The organism is Pseudomonas sp. LBUM1662, from assembly GCF_059695915.1.
The window spans coordinates 1363467-1384288 of the sequence record NZ_CP166793.1; the positions used below are offsets into that span (position 1 = coordinate 1363467).

The 20822-nt window shown below is 59.5% G+C and carries 18 protein-coding genes and 2 tRNA genes; 6 read left to right on the forward strand and 14 right to left on the reverse strand.

Translation table 11 applies throughout. The annotated features are described in order from the left end of the window. Positions 1-4 precede the first annotated feature (4 nt). Positions 5-655, forward strand: coding sequence for a response regulator transcription factor ErdR (erdR, locus tag ACA049_RS06015; RefSeq protein WP_497333877.1), 651 nt, complete (start codon positions 5-7; stop codon positions 653-655). A gap of 75 nt (positions 656-730) precedes the next feature. Continuing rightward, positions 731-1093 carry a diacylglycerol kinase gene (locus ACA049_RS06020; protein ID WP_008010143.1) on the forward strand — a complete coding sequence of 121 codons (363 nt, stop codon included), beginning with the start codon at positions 731-733 and terminating at the stop codon, positions 1091-1093. Here the strand turns inward: ACA049_RS06020 and ACA049_RS06025 are convergent. Further along, complete coding sequence (locus tag ACA049_RS06025; RefSeq protein WP_497333879.1) at positions 1090-2016, reverse strand: LysR family transcriptional regulator; 927 nt, start codon at positions 2014-2016, stop codon at positions 1090-1092. The genes ACA049_RS06020 and ACA049_RS06025 overlap by 4 nt on opposite strands. 122 nt (positions 2017-2138) lie before the next feature. On the opposite strand from ACA049_RS06025, the gene fpr reads away from it, so the two are divergent. Next, a complete protein-coding gene (gene fpr / locus ACA049_RS06030) occupies positions 2139-2918 on the forward strand; it encodes a ferredoxin-NADP reductase (RefSeq protein ID WP_003443014.1) in 780 nt (259 codons plus the stop codon). A gap of 232 nt (positions 2919-3150) precedes the next feature. Here fpr and tsaA read toward each other — a convergent pair whose 3' ends face one another. The 6 genes from tsaA to rimO all read right to left on the reverse strand — a co-directional run bounded on the left by tsaA (position 3151) and on the right by rimO (position 8419). After that, positions 3151-3852, reverse strand: a complete 702-nt coding sequence (gene tsaA / locus ACA049_RS06035) for a tRNA (N6-threonylcarbamoyladenosine(37)-N6)-methyltransferase TrmO (RefSeq protein WP_497333881.1) — start codon at positions 3850-3852, stop codon at positions 3151-3153. Positions 3853-4036: 184 nt separating this feature from the next. After that, positions 4037-4807, reverse strand: coding sequence for an SDR family oxidoreductase (locus tag ACA049_RS06040; protein WP_497333883.1), 771 nt, complete (start codon positions 4805-4807; stop codon positions 4037-4039). Positions 4808-5046: 239 nt separating this feature from the next. Then, on the reverse strand, positions 5047-5517 hold the full coding sequence (locus ACA049_RS06045; protein ID WP_497333885.1) for a YehS family protein: 471 nt from the start codon (positions 5515-5517) through the stop codon (positions 5047-5049). A 75-nt stretch (positions 5518-5592) separates the two neighbouring features. Beyond that, positions 5593-6303, reverse strand: coding sequence for an rRNA pseudouridine synthase (locus ACA049_RS06050; RefSeq protein WP_010462687.1), 711 nt, complete (start codon positions 6301-6303; stop codon positions 5593-5595). A 191-nt stretch (positions 6304-6494) separates the two neighbouring features. Next, positions 6495-6968 carry an acetyltransferase gene (locus ACA049_RS06055; protein WP_497333887.1) on the reverse strand — a complete coding sequence of 158 codons (474 nt, stop codon included), beginning with the start codon at positions 6966-6968 and terminating at the stop codon, positions 6495-6497. 113 nt (positions 6969-7081) lie between these two features. After that, positions 7082-8419: a 30S ribosomal protein S12 methylthiotransferase RimO gene (gene rimO / locus ACA049_RS06060; RefSeq protein WP_010462684.1), complete on the reverse strand. Its 1338-nt coding sequence runs from the start codon at positions 8417-8419 to the stop codon at positions 7082-7084. A gap of 289 nt (positions 8420-8708) precedes the next feature. Between rimO and ACA049_RS06065 the strand changes: the two genes are divergently transcribed. Beyond that, positions 8709-10610: a potassium transporter Kup gene (locus ACA049_RS06065; RefSeq protein ID WP_497333889.1), complete on the forward strand. Its 1902-nt coding sequence runs from the start codon at positions 8709-8711 to the stop codon at positions 10608-10610. A 192-nt stretch (positions 10611-10802) separates the two neighbouring features. Here the strand turns inward: ACA049_RS06065 and ACA049_RS06070 are convergent, their stop codons facing one another. Beyond that, positions 10803-11129 (reverse strand): DUF3077 domain-containing protein, encoded by a 327-nt coding sequence (locus ACA049_RS06070; RefSeq protein WP_497333891.1) that lies wholly within the window; start codon positions 11127-11129, stop codon positions 10803-10805. 395 nt (positions 11130-11524) lie between these two features. On the opposite strand from ACA049_RS06070, the gene ACA049_RS06075 reads away from it, so the two are divergent. After that, a complete protein-coding gene (locus ACA049_RS06075) occupies positions 11525-11806 on the forward strand; it encodes a type II toxin-antitoxin system Phd/YefM family antitoxin (RefSeq protein ID WP_497333893.1) in 282 nt (93 codons plus the stop codon). A 231-nt stretch (positions 11807-12037) separates the two neighbouring features. Here the strand turns inward: ACA049_RS06075 and ACA049_RS06080 are convergent, their stop codons facing one another. The 4 genes from ACA049_RS06080 to ACA049_RS06095 all read right to left on the reverse strand — a co-directional run bounded on the left by ACA049_RS06080 (position 12038) and on the right by ACA049_RS06095 (position 16613). Beyond that, a complete protein-coding gene (locus ACA049_RS06080) occupies positions 12038-13333 on the reverse strand; it encodes a virulence factor family protein (RefSeq protein ID WP_497333895.1) in 1296 nt (431 codons plus the stop codon). Beyond that, on the reverse strand, positions 13333-15975 hold the full coding sequence (gene mprF / locus ACA049_RS06085; protein ID WP_497333897.1) for a bifunctional lysylphosphatidylglycerol flippase/synthetase MprF: 2643 nt from the start codon (positions 15973-15975) through the stop codon (positions 13333-13335). Before mprF ends, ACA049_RS06080 begins: the two co-directional genes overlap by 1 nt. A gap of 278 nt (positions 15976-16253) precedes the next feature. Beyond that, positions 16254-16330 (reverse strand) — tRNA-Met (locus ACA049_RS06090). A 206-nt stretch (positions 16331-16536) separates the two neighbouring features. After that, a tRNA-Met gene (locus ACA049_RS06095) sits at positions 16537-16613 on the reverse strand. A gap of 300 nt (positions 16614-16913) precedes the next feature. On the opposite strand from ACA049_RS06095, the gene dinB reads away from it, so the two are divergent. After that, positions 16914-17975, forward strand: coding sequence for a DNA polymerase IV (dinB, locus tag ACA049_RS06100; protein WP_109628261.1), 1062 nt, complete (start codon positions 16914-16916; stop codon positions 17973-17975). Between the two features lie 100 nt (positions 17976-18075). On the opposite strand, the gene ACA049_RS06105 is transcribed toward dinB, so the two are convergent. Next, the gene (locus ACA049_RS06105; RefSeq protein WP_497333899.1) at positions 18076-19029 is read right to left on the reverse strand and encodes a hypothetical protein; all 954 of its coding nucleotides are present in this window, start codon (positions 19027-19029) and stop codon (positions 18076-18078) included. A 17-nt stretch (positions 19030-19046) separates the two neighbouring features. Beyond that, positions 19047-20762: a proline--tRNA ligase gene (locus tag ACA049_RS06110; protein WP_497333901.1), complete on the reverse strand. Its 1716-nt coding sequence runs from the start codon at positions 20760-20762 to the stop codon at positions 19047-19049. Positions 20763-20822: the final 60 nt, after the last annotated feature.

The following is a 20822-nucleotide window of genomic DNA, read 5'->3' on the forward strand; positions in this document are numbered from 1 at the left end:
AAAAATGGCCACATACGAAATCCTGATTGCCGATGACCACCCTCTTTTTCGAAGCGCCCTGCATCAAGCGTTGACCCTGGGCCTGGGTCCGGATGTCCGTCTGGTGGAAGTGGCAAGCATTGCCGAGCTGGAAACCCGACTCGATGAAAAGTCTGACTGGGATCTGGTGCTGCTGGACCTCAACATGCCGGGGGCCTACGGTTTTTCCGGGCTGGTGCTGCTGCGCGGTCAGTACCCGCAGATTCCGGTGGTGATGGTGTCGGCCCAGGAAGAGGCCACGATCATGGTGAAGTCCCGCGAGTTCGGCGCCAGCGGCTTCATTCCCAAGTCCAGTGACCTGAGCGTCATCCAGAAAGCTGTGCGTGCGGTACTCGACGGCGATGTGTTCTGGCCGCCTCAGGCGTTCGAAGCTGTCAGCGTTTCCGCTGAAGCCAAGGCCGCCAGCGAAGGCCTCGCAAGCCTGACGCCGCAGCAGTTCCGGGTGCTGACCATGGTCTGTGAAGGGTTGCTGAACAAGCAGATCGCTTACGAGCTGAGCGTTTCCGAAGCGACGATCAAGGCGCATGTTACGGCTATATTTCGTAAGCTGAATGTGCGGACTCGCACCCAGGCTGCGTTGCTCTTGCAACAACTTGAGTCAATTTCGAGCCACTAAGAGTTGGCCTGTTCACGCTTTTTTGACTTTGGTTGATCTAGCTTTCCCATTCCTTTTTGGTCAGTTGCCAACTCTATGTCTCCATTCAAAGGCCAGACCGGCCTCAAACGCATCCTCAACGCTTCCGGCTATTCGCTGGACGGCCTGCGCGCAGCCTTCACCGGCGAAGCGGCTTTTCGGCAACTGGTGTTGCTCAACGTCATCCTGATTCCCCTGTCGTTCTTTCTGAACGTCAGCCGTGTCGAGCAGGCGTTGCTGATCGCGGTCTGCCTGTTGGCGTTGATCGTCGAATTACTCAATTCGGCCGTAGAAGCGGCCATCGACCGCATTTCCCTTGAATTGCACCCACTGTCCAAGAACGCCAAGGACATGGGCAGCGCCGCTCAATTCGTGGCGTTGAGCATGATCGCGCTGGTGTGGGCGGTGATTCTGCTTTAAGCGATGCTGGGCAGCACGATCTCGTCGCTGCGCTGAACCCCGGCGGTGAAGGCGCGGCACAGGTCGAGGAATTCGCGCATCGCCGATGTCTGATATTTCTGTTTGTGCCAGATGAAATAGAACTGCCGCGCCAGGTCCAGATCCGGTGTCTCGACCGGCACCAGGCTGCCGCGGCGGAACGCATCGCGCAGCGCCAGGCGCGAAATACAGCCAATCCCCAGGCCTGATTCCACGGCGCGCTTGATCGCTTCGGTGTGTTCCAGTTCCAGACGGATATTCAGCGCGCTGCGATGGTGACGCATGGCCTGGTCAAAGGTGAGCCGCGTGCCAGAGCCTTGCTCGCGCAAAATCCACGCCTCGTGACTCAGCTCCTCCATGGTCGCCATGCCGCGTTTGGCCAGCGGATGCTGCGGCGCGCAGAACACCACCAGCTCATCCTCGACCCAGCTCTGCACTTCGATGTCCGGATGACTGCAGTCACCTTCGATTAGACCCAGATCAATTTCATAGTGAGCGACTTGCTGCACGATGTTGGCAGTGTTCTGCACGTGCAGTTTCACCTGGCTTTCCGGATGGCGCTGCATGAAGCTGCCGATCAGCAAGGTGGCCAGGTAATTGCCGATGGTCAGGGTCGCACCGACCGCCAAAGAGCCGAAGCCGGACTTGCCGTTCAGCAGGTCTTCGATTTCCTTGGCCTGGTCGAGCAGGGCCACCGCTTGCGGCAACAGCTGTTTGCCGAGGGCGTTGAGGCTCAGCCGTTTGCCGGCGCGGTCGAACAGCTGGCAGCTGCACTGACGCTCTAGCTCGGTGATCGAGGTGCTCGCCGCCGATTGCGAGAGGTTGAGCGTCAAGGCAGCACGGGATACGCTTTCCTGCTGGGCGACGGCGACGAATACTTGAAGTTGACGGAGAGTAAATCGCATATCTATATAACCGATAACCCTTATCTTAATAATCCATTTAACAGATATTGTCGCTGCCATTAGAATGCGATGCAATTGCGCACATCAGCGGCGCAGGCAAAATCTCCAGGAGTCCCACGTACATGAGCAACATGAACCACGAGCGTGTCCTCAGTGTTCATCACTGGAACGACACTCTGTTCAGCTTCAAGTGCACCCGCGATCCGGGCCTGCGCTTCGAGAACGGTCAGTTCGTGATGATCGGCCTGCAACAGCCCAACGGCCGGCCGCTCATGCGCGCGTACTCGATTGCCAGCCCGAACTGGGAAGAGCATCTCGAGTTCTTCAGCATCAAGGTGCCTGATGGCCCGTTGACTTCCCAGCTTCAGCATCTGAAGGAAGGCGACGAGATCATCATCAGCAAGAAGCCTACCGGCACGCTGGTGCTGGATGACTTGAAGCCTGGCAAACATTTGTACCTGCTCAGCACCGGTACCGGTCTGGCGCCGTTCATGAGCGTCATCCAGGACCCGGAAACCTACGAGCGTTTCGAAAAAGTGATCCTGTGCCACGGCGTGCGTTACGTCAACGAAGTCGCTTATCGCGAGTTCATCACCGAGCACCTGCCGCAGAACGAGTTCTTCGGCGAGGCGCTGCGTGACAAGTTGATCTACTACCCGACCGTGACCCGCGAGCCGTTCGAGAACGAAGGTCGCCTGACCGACCTGATGCGCAGCGGCAAGCTGTTCAGCGACATCGGTCTGCCACCGATCAACCCGCAGGACGACCGCGCCATGCTGTGCGGCAGCCCGAGCATGCTCGACGAAACCAGCGAAGTGTTGAACAGCTTCGGCCTGAAAGTTTCGCCGCGGATGCGCGAGCCGGGTGACTACCTGATCGAGCGTGCGTTCGTCGAGAAGTAAGCACAACGCTTCACTGAAAAGCCCCCATTGCCTGTGCAGGCAATGGGGGCTTTTTTATGCCTGACACAAATCCTGCGGGGAACTGCGTAGGAGCTGTGTAGGAGCAGTGTAGGAGCTGTCGAGTGAAACGAGGCTGCGATCTTTTGATCTTGTTTTTTAAAAATCAAAATCAAAGTCAAAAGATCGCAGCCTCGTTTCACTCGACAGCTCCTACATAGCTCCTACACAGCTCTTACAGGTTGGAGGCGGGGATGACTTCGAGGACGCGGATCACGCCGGCCTCGGGGTAATGCCAGCGCACATCCAGGTCCCAGAACTGCGCGCCATATTCCCGTTCCGGCGTAGGAATCTGGTACGCCGGGCGTGGGTCTTGTGCCAGGCATTGCTCGATCAACGCCACCAACGGCTCTTCAAGGCGCTGAGCATGGCCATGAGCCTGTTGCAGCGCCGAATCCGTCCACTCCACGGGAATCAACTGTGGCGCGGCGCTGGCGATGCTATTGGAGGCCGTGTCGATGATGTCCGCGTAAGGCACGTAGGGTTTGATGTCGAGAATCGGCGTCCCGTCGAGCAGGTCGATGCCCGATATCCACAGCCGACTGGCTTCAACCTTGTCCAGCTTCACCACGGATTGGCCGATGCCATTGGGTCGATGCGTCGCGCGGGTGGCGAACACACCCATGGATTTGTTGCCGCCCAGACGAGGAGGGCGGACTTTCAGGCGTGGCTTTTCTTCGAGGGCCTGATGGAACAGGAACAGCAACCAGACGTGGCTGACCTGCTCCAGACCTTGCACCGCATCGCCCTGGTCGAACGGCGCCACCAGTTCCAGCACTCCGCGAGCGGCCGGGGCCAGTTGCGGCTGGCGCGGAATGGCGAACTTCTCCTTGAAACAGGAGCGCACGAAGCCGATGGGGGAAACGCTGTAGGTCATGATTTGGGTCGAGGCGGGATGGGGCGGGCATGATAACCCGGCGGGCCTCAAGACAGGTGGTGACTGAGCGGGCCTCTTCGCGGGCAAGCCTCGCTCCTACAGGGTTATCGAGCGAACACGGAGTATGTGTAAGCCAAAGAACCTGTAGGAGCGAGGCTTGCCCGCGATAGCCGCACCACCAATCTCAGAGACTGAACCCACCATCCAGCGGAATAATATTCCCGGTCATATACGCCCCAGCCGTACTCGCGAGGCTGATCGCCAACGCCGCCATCTCTTCCTCCCGGCCCCAGCGCTTCATCGGAATCAGCGCCGTATCCTCCGCCAGCGCCTGTTCATCATTGCCAATGTGTTGCGTCATCTTGCTCGGAAAACGTCCCGGCGCAATCACGTTGACGTTGATGTGCTGGCTCACCAGTTCCCGCGCGAGAATCCGCGACAGTTGATGCAGGGCAGCCTTGCTCGGCCCGTAGGCATAGGCCTGTTCGCCAAAGGAAGAAATCCCCGCCACTGAGCCGATGTTGATGATCCGCGCCGGATTAGCTTCTGAACCGGCCTTGCGCAGCAGCGGCAAAAACTGCTGGATGCAGTTGAACACCGAGGTCACGTTGAGCTGCATGACCTTCTCCCAGCCCTTGACCGGGTAGCTTTCCAGCGGTGCTCCCCATGTGGTGCCGGCGTTGTTCACCAAAATATCCAGATGAGGAATCTGTTCGCCCAGCCGCGTGGCGAGTTGCAATACGCCTTCTTCATTGGCCAGATTGGCCGCCACACCGTGGCACGTCCCGAAGGCGCTCAATTCATCAGCCGTTTTCTGACAGGCCTCGGCATCCCGGGCGCAGACGTACACGGTAGCGCCGGCCTCGACATAAGCCTTGGCGATCATTTTGCCGATACCACGGGTGCCGCCGGTCACCAGAGCGGTGCGGCCTTGCAGGGAAAAGTACGGGTGCATGGCGAATCCTGAGAGCTGAGGGTCAATACACCCTAGTCGTCAGCCGCCGGAAGCGGAGCCACTATTTTTGCGAGGAATGTGCGGCCATACGGCCTTGTAGGAGCTGTGTAGGAGCTGTCGAGTGAAACGAGGCTGCGATCTTTTGACTTTGATCTTTTAAAAACAAGATCAAAAGATCGCAGCCTCGTTTCACTCGACAGCTCCTACACAGCTCCTACACCGCGCCTACGTTTCACACGTTACTGCGGGCGAACGCGCAGGGTCAGGCCCTTGAGGAAGTTGCGCAGCAACTGGTCGCCGCAGGTGCGGTAGTTGGTGTGGCCGAACTTGCGGAACAGCGCACTCAGTTCAGGCTTGGACACCGGGAACTCGGATGCCTTGAGGATGGCGTGCATGTCGTCTTCTTTCAGTTCGAAGGCCACGCGCAGCTTCTTCAGAATGATGTTGTTGGTCACCGGCACTTCGATCGGCTGCGGCGGACGGCTTTCGTCCTTGCCGCGCTTGAAGATCACCAAACCGTCGAGGAAATGCGCCATGACTTCGTCCGGGCAGCGTACGAAGCCTTCCTCGTCTTCCTCTTTCTTGTCGAGGTAGGTCAGCAAGTCTTCCAGGGACACGTCCATGCCACCGATCTTGATGATCTCGATGACTTTCTTGTCGCTGATGTCGAGCATGTAGCGCACGCTGCGCAGTACGTCGTTATGAATCATGGTGTGCAATCCTGATATTCAGCAGTGGGCGCCGCGTAAACAGCGGCGCCAAAATGTGTGGCGGCGTGAAAAGTCTTAGAACTTCTCTTTGCCGGACAGGTAACGCCATTGCCCCAACGGCACTTTGCCGATGGACACGCCGCCGATGCGGATGCGGCGGATGGCGACGACCTTCAGGCCAACGGCCTGGCAAAACAGGGCGATCACGCCCGGTTGCGGGTTCTTCATCGCAAAACGCAGGCGGTTTTCGTTCTGCCAGCTGGCCTTGACCGGCGGCAGTTCCTTTCCTTTGTAGGTGAGGCCGTGGTTCAGGCGGTTGAGGCCGTGCGCCACCATGTCGCCTTCTACCTCGACGACATATTCTTGTTCGATCTTGGCCGAATCGGCGGTGAGCTTGCGCAAGATCTTCCAGTCCTGGGTGAACACCAGCAGACCGCTGGCATTGGCCTGCAAATCGGTGCTGGCGGTCAGGCGCAGGAAGTGGCCCTTGAGCGGGCGTTTGCTGAAGCGGTGTTCTTCGCTCAGGGTCTCGGCGCTGATGGTTGCCATGGCCGTTTCCGCGTCCATGCCCACGGGCACGTTCAGCAGGATGGTCACCGGCTCGGGTGCAGTGGCCTTGGCCTCTGGATCGAGCTCGACTTTCTGGGTGTCGACCTTGAATTGCGGCTCGTCGATGACTTCACCGTCCACGGTGACCCAGCCGCCCTCGATGAACAGCTCAGCCTCCCGACGGGAACAGCCGACGAGTTCGATGAGGCGTTTGGAGAGACGAATCGGGTCAGTCATGACAGGGCCGTAACAAAAAAGGGGTGGGCATTGTACCTGCGTGGCGCCGGTTAATCCCGGCTCCATTTGCCGCAGGTGCTTTTAATGTGGGAGCGGGCTTGCTCGCGAATGCTATCTGTCAGCCGACATCAATGTCGGCTGACAGATAGCATTCGCGAGCAAGCCCGCTCCCACAAGGGTTTCATGCAGTGTCAGCCATTACGTGTCTTTTGTTGCGCCTGGCGCAACCGCATGTGCAACAGCGGATACGGCTGCCCCATGCCATCAACCTCCGAACGGCCGATCACCTCGAACCCCAGCTTGAAGTAAAACCCCAGCGCTTGCGGGTTCTGCTCGTTGACGTCCAGCTCGTCGGCGTTCAGGTGTTCCATGGCGTAACGCAGCAACTGCTTGCCCAAACCCTGGCCACGGTGGGCCGGGTCGATGAAGAGCATCTCGATCTTGCCCGCCGCCACCCCGGCAAACCCGGTGATGCGCTGGCGCGAGTCCTTGGTGCAAATCAGCATCACCGCGTCGAGGTAGCGGGTCAGCACCAGGTTCTTCAGCAATTCAATATAGCTGTCCGGCAGAAAGTCATGGGTGGCGCGCACCGAGGCTTCCCAGACTTGCGTGAGTTCTTGGTAGTCGCTCTGTTTCGGCGTGTAGATGACCGAATGTTGGCGCATGGCCGAATGCCCCTTTTACCGTGGAATGTGCGAGTCCTTTCTCCCACAAAACGATAGACGTAAAAAAGCCCCGCATCTCGTCAAGAGAGCAGGGCTTTTCGTATTTTTTGCGTTTAGATCTGTTCAGCCCACAGGTCGTATTCGTCGGCGTCGGTCACTTTGCACCAGACCTTGTCGCCCGGCTTCAAGTTGCTGCCGTTGTCGATGAACACATTACCGTCGATTTCCGGAGCATCGAAGAAGCAGCGGCCAACGGCGCCTTGCTCGTCGACTTCATCGACCAGCACTTCGATTTCACGGCCAACGCGCATTTGCAGGCGCGCCGAGCTGATGGCCTGCTGGTGCGCCATGAAGCGGTCCCAACGGTCTTGCTTGACGTCGTCCGGCACGATGGCCGCGTCCAGCAGGTTGGCCGGTGCGCCTTCGACTGGCGAATACTGGAAGCAGCCGACGCGGTCGAGCTGGGCTTCGGTCAGCCAGTTCAGCAGGTACTGGAAGTCTTCTTCGGTTTCGCCCGGGAAGCCGACGATAAAGGTCGAACGAATGATCAGGTCCGGGCAGATTTCGCGCCAGTTCTTGATGCGCGCCAGGGTCTTGTCTTCGAAGGCCGGGCGTTTCATGGCTTTCAGGACTTTCGGGCTGGCGTGCTGGAACGGGATGTCCAGGTACGGCAAGATTTTCCCGGCGGCCATCAGCGGGATCAGTTCGTCGACGTGCGGGTACGGGTAAACGTAGTGCAAGCGGACCCAGACACCGAGGGTGCTCAGGGCTTCGCAGAGTTCGGTCATGCGGGTTTTCACCGGCGCGCCGTTCCAGAAACCGGTGCGATATTTCACATCGACGCCGTAGGCGCTGGTGTCTTGCGAGATCACCAACAGCTCTTTGACGCCGGCCTTGACCAGGCGCTGAGCCTCGTCGAGCACGTCACCGACCGGACGGCTGACCAGTTTGCCGCGCATCGACGGGATGATGCAGAAGCTGCAGCTGTGGTTGCAGCCTTCGGAAATCTTCAGGTACGCGTAGTGGCGCGGGGTCAGCTTGATGCCTTGCGGCGGCACCAGGTCGATCAGCGGGTTGTGATCCTGACGCGGCGGCACGGCATCGTGCACGGCGTTGACCACTTGCTCGTACTGCTGCGGACCGGTCACGGCCAACACGCTCGGGTGCACCTTGCGGATGTTGCCTTCTTCGACGCCCATGCAGCCGGTCACGATGACCTTGCCGTTTTCCTTGATGGCTTCGCCGATCACTTCCAAGGATTCAGCCTTGGCCGAGTCGATGAAACCGCAGGTGTTGACCACCACAACGTCGGCGTCCTCGTAAGTGGACACAACGTCATAACCTTCCATGCGCAGCTGGGTAAGGATGCGCTCGGAGTCGACCAGTGCTTTGGGGCAACCCAGGGATACGAAGCCAACCTTTGGATTGGCCGGCGCAGGAGTGGTGGACATGTCTAACCTCGGTATTTGAGACGCCTCCAGCCGAAGACGGCAAGGCGACTGACGGGCGCTATGTTGCGCCTCTGGTCAAAAAGTGCGCAATTCTAGCGATGAGAGGCGCACTTGACCAGCTTTATGGAGGGAAATGCGACGAGTGCTGCGCTATGCTTCGCGCCTTTACGCTTTACCGAATTTTTACAGTCAACAAAACGTCTGTAACGTCATGTAAAACAGCGCATGCTGCGTGGCAAAGCAAAGTGCTTCTTTCAAAGAAGTCCGATCTGGGTAGTAGGAGTGGTGGATGGGTCAGGCAAGTAGTCAGGCAGCGGGTGCCGAGCATTCGGCGGCGAAGCCGATCGGCATGCTGGTCGCAGCGGTCGGGGTGGTTTATGGCGATATCGGCACAAGCCCGCTGTACACCCTCAAAGAAGTGTTTTCCGGAGGCTATGGCGTACCGGTCAACCATGACGGCGTGCTGGGTATCCTGGCGCTGATCTTCTGGTCGCTGATCTGGGTCGTTTCGATCAAGTACATGATGTTCGTGCTGCGCGCCGACAACCAGGGCGAAGGCGGCATCATGGCCTTGACCGCACTGGCCAGGCGGGCGGCGGCGGGGCGTCGCAAATTGCGAGGGTTGCTGGTGGTCTGCGGGCTGATCGGCGCGGCGCTGTTTTATGGCGACAGCATGATCACCCCGGCGATTTCCGTCCTCTCGGCGATTGAAGGCCTGGGGCTGGCGTTTGAAGGCATCGACCATTGGGTGGTGCCGCTGTCGCTGGTCGTACTGGTGGCGCTGTTTCTGATCCAGAGCCACGGCACCGCGCGCATCGGCATTCTGTTCGGGCCGATCATGGTCACCTGGTTTTTGGTGCTCGGCGCGCTCGGTGTCTACGGCATCCTGCAACACCCGGAAGTGTTGCAAGCGATGAACCCGGTCTGGGGCGTGCGCTTCTTCATCGTTCACCCGGGCATGGGCGTGGCGATCCTCGGCGCGGTGGTGCTGGCACTCACCGGTGCCGAAGCGCTGTACGCCGACATGGGCCACTTCGGGCGCAAGCCGATTGCCCGCGCATGGTTCATCCTGGTGCTGCCGGCGCTTGTGCTGAACTACTTCGGCCAGGGCGCCTTGCTGCTCGGTGATCCGGAAGCAGCTCGCAACCCGTTCTATCTGCTGGCGCCAAGCTGGGCGTTGATCCCGTTGGTGGGGTTGTCGACCCTGGCCACGGTGATTGCCTCGCAAGCGGTGATTTCCGGCGCGTTCTCCCTGACCCGTCAGGCGATCCAGCTCGGTTACATCCCGCGCATGCACATCCAGCACACGTCCAGTGCCGAGCAGGGCCAGATCTACATCGGCGCGGTGAACTGGTCGCTGATGGTCGGCGTGATCCTGCTCGTGCTGGGCTTCGAGTCCTCCGGCGCCCTGGCCTCGGCTTACGGCGTGGCCGTGACCGGGACCATGTTGATGACCACCATCCTGGTCTCGGCGGTGATATTGCTGCTGTGGAAATGGCCTCCGTTCCTCGCTGTTCCCGTGTTGCTCGGTTTCCTGCTGGTGGACGGTCTGTACTTCGCCGCCAACGTGCCGAAAATCATTCAGGGCGGCGCGTTCCCCGTGATCGCCGGTATCGCCCTGTTTGTGCTGATGACCACCTGGAAGCGCGGCAAGCAACTGCTGGTGGAGCGCATGGACGAGGGCGGCCTGCCGCTGCCGATTTTCATCAGCAGTATCGCCGTGCAACCGCCGCATCGCGTCCAGGGCACCGCCGTGTTCCTCACCGCGCGCCCGGACGCCGTGCCTCACGCGCTGTTGCACAACCTGCTGCATAACCAGGTGCTGCACGAGCAAGTGGTGCTGCTGACCGTGGTCTACGAAGACATTCCGCGAGTCCCGCCGACACGGCGCTTCGAGGTTGAAGCCCACGGCGAAGGCTTCTTCCGGGTGATCCTGCACTTCGGCTTCGTCGACGAGCCGGACGTACCGCAAGCGCTGAAACTGTGTCATCTCGATGACCTGGACTTCAGCCCGATGCGCACCACCTACTTCCTCAGCCGCGAGACGGTGATCGCCTCCAAACTCGAAGGCATGGCCCGTTGGCGCGAGGCGCTGTTCGCCTTCATGTTGAAGAATGCCAATGGCAATTTGCGGTTCTTCAATTTGCCGCTGAACCGGGTGATTGAGTTGGGTACACAGGTCGAGATGTAAGCCCTAATCGAAAAAGCCCCCGTTGCCTTTGCGGTAACGGGGGCTTTTTTGTGCCCGAGTGCAAAACTTGATAGCAGTGGAGAACCCATGTGGGAGCGGGCTTGCTCGCGAAGACGGACTCACATGCGCCATTGATGTCGACTGACACGCCGCTTTCGCGAGCAAGCCCGCTCCCACAGGGGATTTGCGGTGTTATTTGCTTTCGGGCAGGTCTTCTTCTGATTCAGTCTTTGTACGGGCTGGTCGCGGCGTCAGCACCTTCACCACATCATCAATCACGGCCTTGCCCATCGCCGTCAGATAGTGAGCGGCCCAGGCATGCCGGTCGGTGTCTCTTGCGTAGGCGGCATCTTCGGAAAATGATTTCGCGAGGAACAGCAGGTCGGAGGCTTGTGACAATGCAGCAACGATGGGAACGCCGGCGCGGACGTTGAACAATGCCTCATCCTGGCAGTAGATGAGAGGGGTGAAGCCGATAGTCTTTAATTCTGAAATCGCGGAAACATCAATTTTAGTCATAGTCAAAAATCCTAGTTGAGGAGCTGACTCATTCGTTTCCAAGCGAATGGGTGACAGCTGTACGCAGGTTGGAAAACCGGGAACTAGGAAACCGGCACGCCCGAGGGCGTCCCACGCACAGCTGCCATAACTCATGAGCACAAAAAACACATGCAATCATGAAGGGGCACTGTTGCGGCCAGTATCCGACGGGTTTCCAAGCCCGATCGCTGAAAGGTCAGCGACGTCCGGAGAGTATCCCGTCGAAGAAAAACGCAACAAGGCGGCAAAGTGCCCAAACGCGAGATTCGGAGTTTGCCTACAAGGTCTGCGGGCGTCATCCGATATTGCGACACGTTAAGTAAACGATACGTTGAGCTGCGTTTCAGATTTGCATGATGTGAAGAGAGGTAAGTATGACGGCATCATCAATGCGTGCTGTATCGACGACTGCAATAGTCAGGGGCTTCAGTACGAGACTCAAGGAGATCTCAAGCCGTGCCATTGAGTCCTTGGTCATTGTCAAAAATAATCAGCCAGCAGCAGTCATTATCAATGTCGATGTCTATCAGGAAATGCTCGACGAGCTTAAGGATCTTCGCGTTGAAGCAGTGGCTGCGGAGCGCTTGGCCGGTTTTGATCAGGCCAATGTAATTTGTCACGACGATATGAGGACACGGTACGCCAGGAAAGACTAAGTACCCGTCTCTAGGGTGGTAGACGCATTTGCACAGACTGGCATGCGGATCCTGTGGGAGCGGGCTTGCTCGCGAAAGCGGTCTGACATCCAACATTGATGTCGACTGACACGCCGCTTTCGCGAGCAAGCCCGCTCCCACAGGGATCTGTGGTGATTAGTTGAATCGGTAAATATGAAAAAGCCCCCGTTACTGAGAGGTAACGGGGGCTTTTTTTGGGCGGGCCTCAGATCACTCCTGAGCCGTCTCACTCTTGGCCTGGCGCTTCTCGATGATGTCCACCAAGCGCTTGGCCAGCGCCGGGTAGTTCTCGTCGAAGTGGTGGCCGCCCGGCAGTTTCATCGCTTCGCCCACGGCGGTCTTGTCGGTGCAGCCGCTTTCGTCGACTTCTTCTTCGCCGTAGATGCACACCACTTTCTCGGGTGGCAGCTTGGCCATTTCCGGGCCGGTGGCGGCTTCTTTGCCGGCGTTGCCGAGCCAGCCTTCGACTTCGATTTCGAAGCTGCCGGTGCGGGCGAAGGCGAGCAGGATGATAGCGTCGACGCGTTGCTGTTCCGATTCGGCCAGGCGGTTGTAGATCGCTGGCAATACGTCAGCACCGAACGAGTAACCGGTCAGGATGAAGCGCTTGGTGCCCCATTTCTGCCGGTAGTGTTGCATCAGCTCGGCGAGGTCCAGGGCGCTTTGCTCCGGGCTCTTGTGCTGCCAGTAGTAGCGCAGGGTGTCGATGCCGACCACCGGGTAGCCGATCTTGGCCATCTCGCCCGCCACGTCGCGGTCGAGGTCGCGCCAGCCGCCGTCACCGGACAGGAACAGGGTCACGGTGTCCTTGGCCTGGCCGGCCGGGACTTCGACCACGGGGATTTGCAGGCCACCGGCGGCTTTATCGCCACCGACGAGGAGCTTGCGCAGCTCGTTGTTCAGCACTTGCGGCAGGTTGATGTCGTAGTCGCTGATGCTGGTTTCGGCGTTGGCCTGGTCACGCACGAAGCCGGCGCTGGTGTCGTCCGGGTTGTCGTTCCACGCCACCAGCCAGTGACCGTGAGCGGCGCTTTTTGGCAGCAGGTGGGTGCAGCCGGGTTTTTCCAGCGCCAGGTCGACGGAGACGGCCTGAGCCTTGTCGTCCTTCTGCTCGGACAACCAGCGCCACGCCAGCACGGCGCCGGGGCCGATGCCGCTGACCAGGGTCGCCGGGCCTTTGAGTTCGCGCAAGCCGGCTTGCAAGGCACGACTTTGCAGCAGGCAGTCTTTCGGCAGAATCACCTGAACAATCTGCGCCGAGCCGGTGCGGCTCAGGGTCATCAATTGTTTGTCGCTGAGTTTCTGGTCTTCGTTGACCGCCACCAGCACCTGGGCGCGAGGCGTGTTGCCGGGGATGACGCGGGTCATCGCCGCGCCATCGGCCGGAGTCAATTGTTCGAGGGTCGGTTCGGGTGCCGGGCGTTTCAGGTACCAGAAGCCGCCACCGAGAATCAGGGCCAGCACGACCAGCGTGCCCAGTACGTACCGCAAGGAGCGTTGAATCATCAGCGTTTCACCAATCCAGTCAAGCCGCCCGCAATCAGGGCAGCAGTATCGGCCAGGGCAACCAGCGGATCGAGTCCGGCGGGCACGGCCATATAACGGGGTTCCCAGTCAGGCTGGAATTTGTCTTTGAAGCGGCGCAAGCCTTGGAAGTTGTAGAGCTGCTCACCACGGCGGAAAACCATCGAGCCCAGACGCTGGGTCAGCGGTGCGCCACGCCGGGGTTGCAACCCCGACAGCGGCACCATGCCCAGGCTGAAGCGCGCGTATCCATGATTTTTATAATGTTGAATCAGGCCGACCATCATGAACTCCATGGTCAGCTTGGGGGCGTCCGGGTGTGCGCGCATCAGGTCGAGGCTCGCCAGCTCATGGCCGTACGTCTCAAGCAGGTTGGCGAACGCCACCGGGCGCCCTTCGAAACGGATCACCGCCACCCGGAAATGCTTGATGTAGTCGTCGCTGAATCGACCGAGCGAGAAGCCTTTCTCACGCACGTTCTTGCCGGTCAGCCAGGCATCGGAAATGACCCTGAGCTCATCCATCGGCGCGTGACCCGGTTCAAATATCTCCAGCGACAAGCCATCGCGGGTGCCGCGGTTCCAGGTGTAGCGCAGGTCTTTCATCTCTTTGCCCTTGGCTTCGAGATCAAAGCGCTTCAGATCCACCCGGGCCTCTTCGCCGAGTTTGATCGCGGTCAGGCCGATGTCCATGTAGTACGGCAGGTTCTCGGCACGCACTTGATAGAACACGGGGCGGGCGTGGTGGATGTCGCAGAGGTCGCGGAACTGCCAGATCATTTCCGCCCGTTGCTGGGTCGGGCCGATCGGGTCGTACAAGGCCACCAGGCTGCGGCCACGGCGGGCGTACATCAGGAACGCCTCGTCGTTGGGGTGAAACAGCAACGCCTTGTCACCGGTCAGGGCGAGGCCACCGTCCGGTTGCACGGAGGCCATCAGGATCTTTACCGCACGCTCCAGCTCATCCGGCGTTGGCAAATGAATCACCGGACGCGCGGTGCGCAGCAGCCAGGTCAGGGACACCACCACCAGCAGCACCGCAGCGCCGAGCAACGAGCGCAGGCCGCGCGGGGCATCGGCGTCGAGGGTGAACTGCCACCAGAGTTGATGGCTGTAGGGGACGTCCTGATAGGCGAACAACAGCAACCAGATCGAGGCCCCGAGTACGCACAGGCTCGACACCAGATACAGCGGCGAGAACGGCACTTCAGTCAGGCGGCTGGGGCGGTAGAACGAACGCCGGAAAACCCCGAGCAGGCTTGCGGTCAGGATCAGCAGGCAGGCTTCTTCCCAGTCGAAACCCTTGAGCAGCGAGAGCAGGGCGCCGACCAGCAGCAGAATGGTGGTCAGCATCCACGCGGCGGACAGCCGGCGGCGCAAGCCTTGAGCGAGCAGCAGGCAGAGGACGCCGACCAGACTGGCGCCGAAGTGCGAAGCGTCGACCAATCGGTGCGGAATCAGAAAGCCGATGTGTTCCAGGCGGGTGTCGATTTCCGGGGTCACACCGGAGAACAGCAAAACGACGCCGGACAGAAACACCAGTACCGCGAGGATCGGCGCAGCCAGACCGGAGGCTGCGCGCAGTGTCTGACGAGTCTGAAACAGGCGCTGCCCTTCATTGATCAGCAAGAACACACAGGCCACCAGCAAGGGCAGCACGACGTAGATCAGGCGATAGAGCAGCAGCGCGGCGGCCAGTGGAGCGGCGCCGAGTGTGTCGGCGAAGGCGGCCAGCAGGATGGCTTCAAAGACGCCGACACCGCCGGGCACATGGCTGAGTACGCCAGCGGCCAGGGCCAGCAGGTACACCAGCAGGAACGCGCCGAAGGGCGGTGCTTCCGGCAGCAACAGATAGAGCACTGTCGCGGCGGCGGCCACGTCGAGGGCGGTGATGATCAGTTGCAGGAAAGTCAGGCGGCGCCCAGGCAGGCGCAGGGTTCGGCGTCCGACCTTGACCAGCAGGTTGTCCGGGGAAGGCTGGTCCGGCAGGCGACGGCGGTAGATGCCGATGGCCAGCACGCTGAACAGCAGCAACACGGCTGCGGCAACGACGCCCAGCAAACCTTCGGACAATCCCAGCGCGGCAGAGGCGGCCGGCAGATTGCTGAGGGTTGCCAGGGCGGCCAGTGGGGGAAGGGCGCAGCCGAGCGAGAGACTGGCGAACAGGGTCATGTGGGCGACGTCTGAGGCGCCTAACCCGTGACGTGCATATAAACGGTAACGGACCGAGCCCCCCGAGAGCATCGACAGGCCGATGGCGTTGCCAATGGCAAAAGCGGTGAAGCCGCCCAGCGCCAGGATGCGCGGTGCCAGTGTCACGCCCGCGTAGCGGCTGGCGGACCATTCGTAACCCAGCAGAATGATGAAGCCGATCACGGTCGCCGCCAGTGCGCCCAGCAATGCGGGTTTCGGAACTTCGAGAATCGAGTCGTGCAAAGCGTACAGGTCGAGTTCGCTCAGCAGATGACGACAGGCAATCAGCGCGATAGCGAACAACAGCAAAGTAACCGCCAGGCCGATGGGCTGACGATATTTGCTGACCAGATCCAGCACGCGCAAACGCTCGGCCTTGATCGGTTGTGTCGCTGTGACGGTGTCTTTTGGATCAGACGAGTTGGCGCGCATCAATCACCTCTTGGATTGTGCGCGACAGGATGGGGGTATCGAGCCAAGTTACCAATCCCTGTAGAAAAAAATAATCACAAATATTAACGCCTCTCACCGGGTAGCGGCGATGGCAGGTCATCCGTCGTAGAGGGTTCTGTCTGCGATTCAGCATAGTCCTGTCTCAGGGCTATGATGATCCCGAACGCTTCCCTACACAGTGACAGGTCATTGTTGCGAAAGGACTTTTTCAACAGATACAAAAAAGGCCACTCTTTCGAGTAGCCTTTTTTGATGTTTGGTTGCGGGAGCCGGATTTGAACCGACGACCTTCGGGTTATGAGCCCGACGAGCTACCAGACTGCTCCATCCCGCGTCTGTGTGGCGGCATTCTATAGAGATACGCCTGTGTGTCAACCGTTAATCCCCGGAAGGATCAAATAAGCGCAAAAGAGCGGCGAACGGTCGCAGGGGAGCGCTAAGTTTCGGAATCAGAACGATTTCTCACTTCTGGTAAAAATAGCGGCACAAAACAGGCGCGCACAAAAAAGGCCACTCTTTCGAGTAGCCTTTTTTGATGTTTGGTTGCGGGAGCCGGATTTGAACCGACGACCTTCGGGTTATGAGCCCGACGAGCTACCAGACTGCTCCATCCCGCGTCTGTGTGTCGGCATTCTACAGAGGATCGCTGGGCTGTCAACCTTCAATCCTGATAAAACCTCTTCTGGTTCAATCGCTTAGCTTGAAATCAGGGGAGGGCGATCGTCTGCGAGTCAGGTATGGCAAGGCTTGCAGCTCTATTGGGCTGAGCTTTTCGATTGAGAAAATAAATTCATCGGTTACTTTTCCTACCGGTGGGGAAGAAGATTCAGACTACTGGTGCTATATACAGTGTCAGTGAGATACTGCCGATCCGACACGCCAATACGCCATTTCTTCACCATGAACACCGCTTTTATATGACCCAGCGAAAAATCATCCACGTCGATTGTGACTGCTTCTACGCTGCCATCGAGATGCGTGACGACCCGCGCCTGGCGGGTAAACCCTTGGCGGTGGGTGGTTCGGCGGACCGGCGCGGGGTGATTGCCACCTGCAACTATGAGGCGCGGGCCTATGGTGTGCGCTCGGCGATGTCTTCCGGGCATGCCTTGAAGCTGTGCCCGGACCTGACCATCGTCAAGCCGCGCATGGATGCCTACAGAGAAGCGTCGAAGGAAATTCACACGATCTTTAGCGATTACACCGACCTGATCGAGCCGCTTTCCCTCGATGAGGCTTACCTCGACGTGTCGGACTGTGCGCATTTCGGTGGCAGCGCCACGCGCATCGCCCAGGACATTCGCCGCCGAGTCTCCAATCAATTGCACATCACGGTCTCGGCCGGCGTGGCACCGAACAAGTTTCTGGCCAAGATCGCCAGTGACTGGAAGAAGCCCAACGGTTTGTTTGTGATCACGCCGGATCAGGTCGAGGACTTTGTCAGCGGTTTGCCCGTGAGCAAGCTGCACGGCGTGGGCAAAGTCACCGCCGACAAACTGGGCAAGCTCGGCATTGTCGATTGCTCGCATTTGCGCGAGTGGGACAAGTTGGCGCTGGTGCGTGAATTCGGCAGTTTCGGCGAGAGACTCTGGAGCCTGGCCCGTGGGATTGATGAGCGCTTGGTGCACAACGACAGCCGTCGCCAGTCAATCAGTGTCGAAAACACCTACGACGTGGACCTGCCGGATCTGGTGAGCTGCCTGGATAAATTACCCGAGCTGCTGGAAACCCTGGCCGGTCGCATGGCGCGGATCGACAGCAGTTACCGGCCGGGCAAGCCATTCGTCAAAGTGAAGTTTCATGACTTTACCCAGACCACGCTGGAACAGGCCGGTGCAGGGCGGGATCTGGGCAGTTATCAGTTGTTGCTGACGCAGGCGTTCAATCGCGGCGGGAAGCCGGTGCGGTTGTTGGGGATTGGGGTCAGGCTGGAGGATTTGCGGGGTGGGTTTGAGCAGATGGAGTTGTTTGAGCGGTAGATTTGCGGTGAATGTGGTGGCCTCTTCGCGGGCAAGCCTCGCTCCTACAGGTAACGTATGTTCCTTGTAGGAGCGAGGCTTGCCCGCGAAGCTTTTGCCTTTAATTCGGGTTTGGATCCGCCACCAATCGCCCGGCATCCTTGGTCAATGACTTGAGGAATTCGGTCTGCAGCTCAGGATCGTTGCGGGTCAGTTCGATCAGGCTTTGTTCCAGCTCGCTGGCTTCTTCTTCCAGTCCCAGTTCCGACAAGCGCTTGACCCGGTGTACCCACTGGCTCACTTCGTCGTCTTCGAGGTCGTCATAAATCAGGCCATGCGCTTCGAGTAGTTTGCCGCGCAAGCCACTGCTGACCGCCAGGGACGAATCGGTGTGCACATCGTCCTGACCGTCTTCGACACTGATCAACAGTCGGCTCAGATGATTGATGTCATGTTCGGCGAACGGACTGTCCAGCAGGTTCAGGCGCAGAACACCGTTTTTGTCGGTGCTCAGATCGAAGGTTTCCTTGCCGGCTTTCACCACCACCGGACGCTCGCTCCACGGCAGGCTCGAGTATTCGGTGCGTTTGTCGAGCTGGACTTCGTCGATCCCGGCCAGGTTTTGCTGCGCTCGACCGTTGGACTGCACGTTCATGAACGGGTTGAGCCCGGCAAAACCGTAACTCAGCCAATCCTTGGTCACGCTGTCCGGCAGGTTGCCGAGTGTGAACACGTTGACCACATTCGCACCGACACCGCCGACCACCGCCACCGCACCCAGCGGGATCTCGTAGACCTCCCGCCAGGGTTGGTAAGGCGTGTAGCGATCATAGTGACGCGTGACTTCGAATTCGGTGACTTCGAACGTCTTCTGCTCGTGGATTTTCACCCGGCGTTGCGGAAGCTCAAGCACCTTGGGCTCGCCGACATCGATCTGCAGGCTGTGATCGAGCAATTTTCGCTCGACACGCTCCTCGTGCTCGCTGCGTTGCGACATGTGATTGGCACAGCCGCTGACCAGCAGGGTGCCGCACAGGGCGGCACCACCGAGGCCTAAGGTGTTTCGCTTGAACATGACTTCTCTATCTGGTGTCAGCGGCGGATACGGGCCTGGAGGAAAGACAGCACGTCAGCAACCGGCAGCGCTTGCGCTTCAGGTTCGGTACGGCTCTTGTATTCCAGATTGCCTTCGGCGAGGCCGCGGTCACTGACCACGATCCGGTGAGGAATGCCGATCAGCTCCATGTCCGCGAACTTGATGCCCGGGCTGGTTTTCTTGTCGCGATCGTCCAGCAGCACTTCGAAGCCGGCTGCAGTCAGTTCTGCATACAGTTTGTCGGTGGCTTCGCGAACCTGTTCGGTTTCGTAGCGCAATGGCACCAGGGCAACCTGGAACGGCGCCAGTGTGTCGCTCCAGATGATCCCGTTGGCGTCGTTGTTCTGCTCGATGGCCGCAGCCACCACGCGGGATACGCCGATGCCGTAGCAACCCATTTCCAGGGTGACCGGCTTGCCGTTCTCGCCCAGCACTTCGCACTTCATCGCTTTGCTGTACTTGTTGCCCAGCTGGAAGATGTGCCCGACTTCGATGCCGCGCTTGATTTCCAGAGTGCCCTTGCCATCCGGGCTTGGGTCGCCGGCGACAACGTTACGCAGATCGGCAACGGTCGGAACCGGCAGATCACGCTCCCAGTTCACGCCGAAGTAGTGCTTGTCGTCGATGTTGGCACCGATGCCGAAGTCGCTCATCAGCTCGACGGAACGGTCGATGATGATTGGCAGCGGCAGGTTCAGCGGGCCGAGGGAGCCGGCACCGGCGCCAATGGCGTCGCGCAGCTCGCTTTCGGAAGCCATGACCAGCGGGCTGGCAACGCCAGGCTGGTTGCCGGCCTTGATTTCGTTCAGCTCGTGATCGCCACGGATGATCAGGGCAATCAGCTTGCCTTGCTCTTCAGCGTGAACCACGAGGGTCTTGATGGTTTTTTCGATCGGCAGGTTGAAGCCTTCGACCAGTTGCGCAATGGTCTTGGCGTTCGGTGTGTCGACCAGACGCAGCTCTTCAGTCGGCGCGGCGCGGGAGGTTTCGCGCGGGACGGCTTCGGCTTTCTCGATGTTCGCGGCGTAGTCGGAACCGTTGCTGAAGACGATATCGTCTTCGCCGGACTCGGCCAGCACGTGGAACTCGTGGGAACCGGCGCCGCCGATGGAGCCGTTGTCGGCTTCTACAGGACGGAACTTCAGGCCCAGACGGGTGAACACGTTGCAATACGCCTGGTGCATGCGGTCGTAGGTGACCTGCAGCGAAGGCTGATCAGCGTGGAACGAGTAGGCGTCCTTCATGATGAATTCGCGGCCGCGCATCAAACCGAAGCGTGGGCGGATTTCGTCACGGAACTTGGTCTGGATCTGGTACAGGTTGATCGGCAGCTGTTTATAGCTGCTCAACTCGTTGCGCATCAGATCAGTGATGACTTCTTCGTGGGTCGGGCCGGCGCAGAAATCACGACCGTGGCGATCCTTGAAGCGCAGCAATTCAGGGCCGTATTCTTCCCAGCGACCGGATTCCTGCCACAGTTCAGCCGGTTGAGTACTCGGCATCAACACTTCGAGAGAGCCCGCGGCGTTCATTTCTTCACGAACGACGGCTTCGACCTTGCGCATTACTCGCAAGCCCATCGGCAGCCAGGTGTAGAGGCCCGAGGCGAGTTTGCGGATCATGCCGGCGCGCAGCATCAGCTGATGGCTGATGACGACCGCGTCGGAAGGCGTTTCTTTCTGTGTGGCGAGCAAAAATTGACTGGTGCGCATGGTTGGCCGTTGTCGGTTGCTGATGACGAGAAATGACGGAGCATTGTACGGGCGAGATCC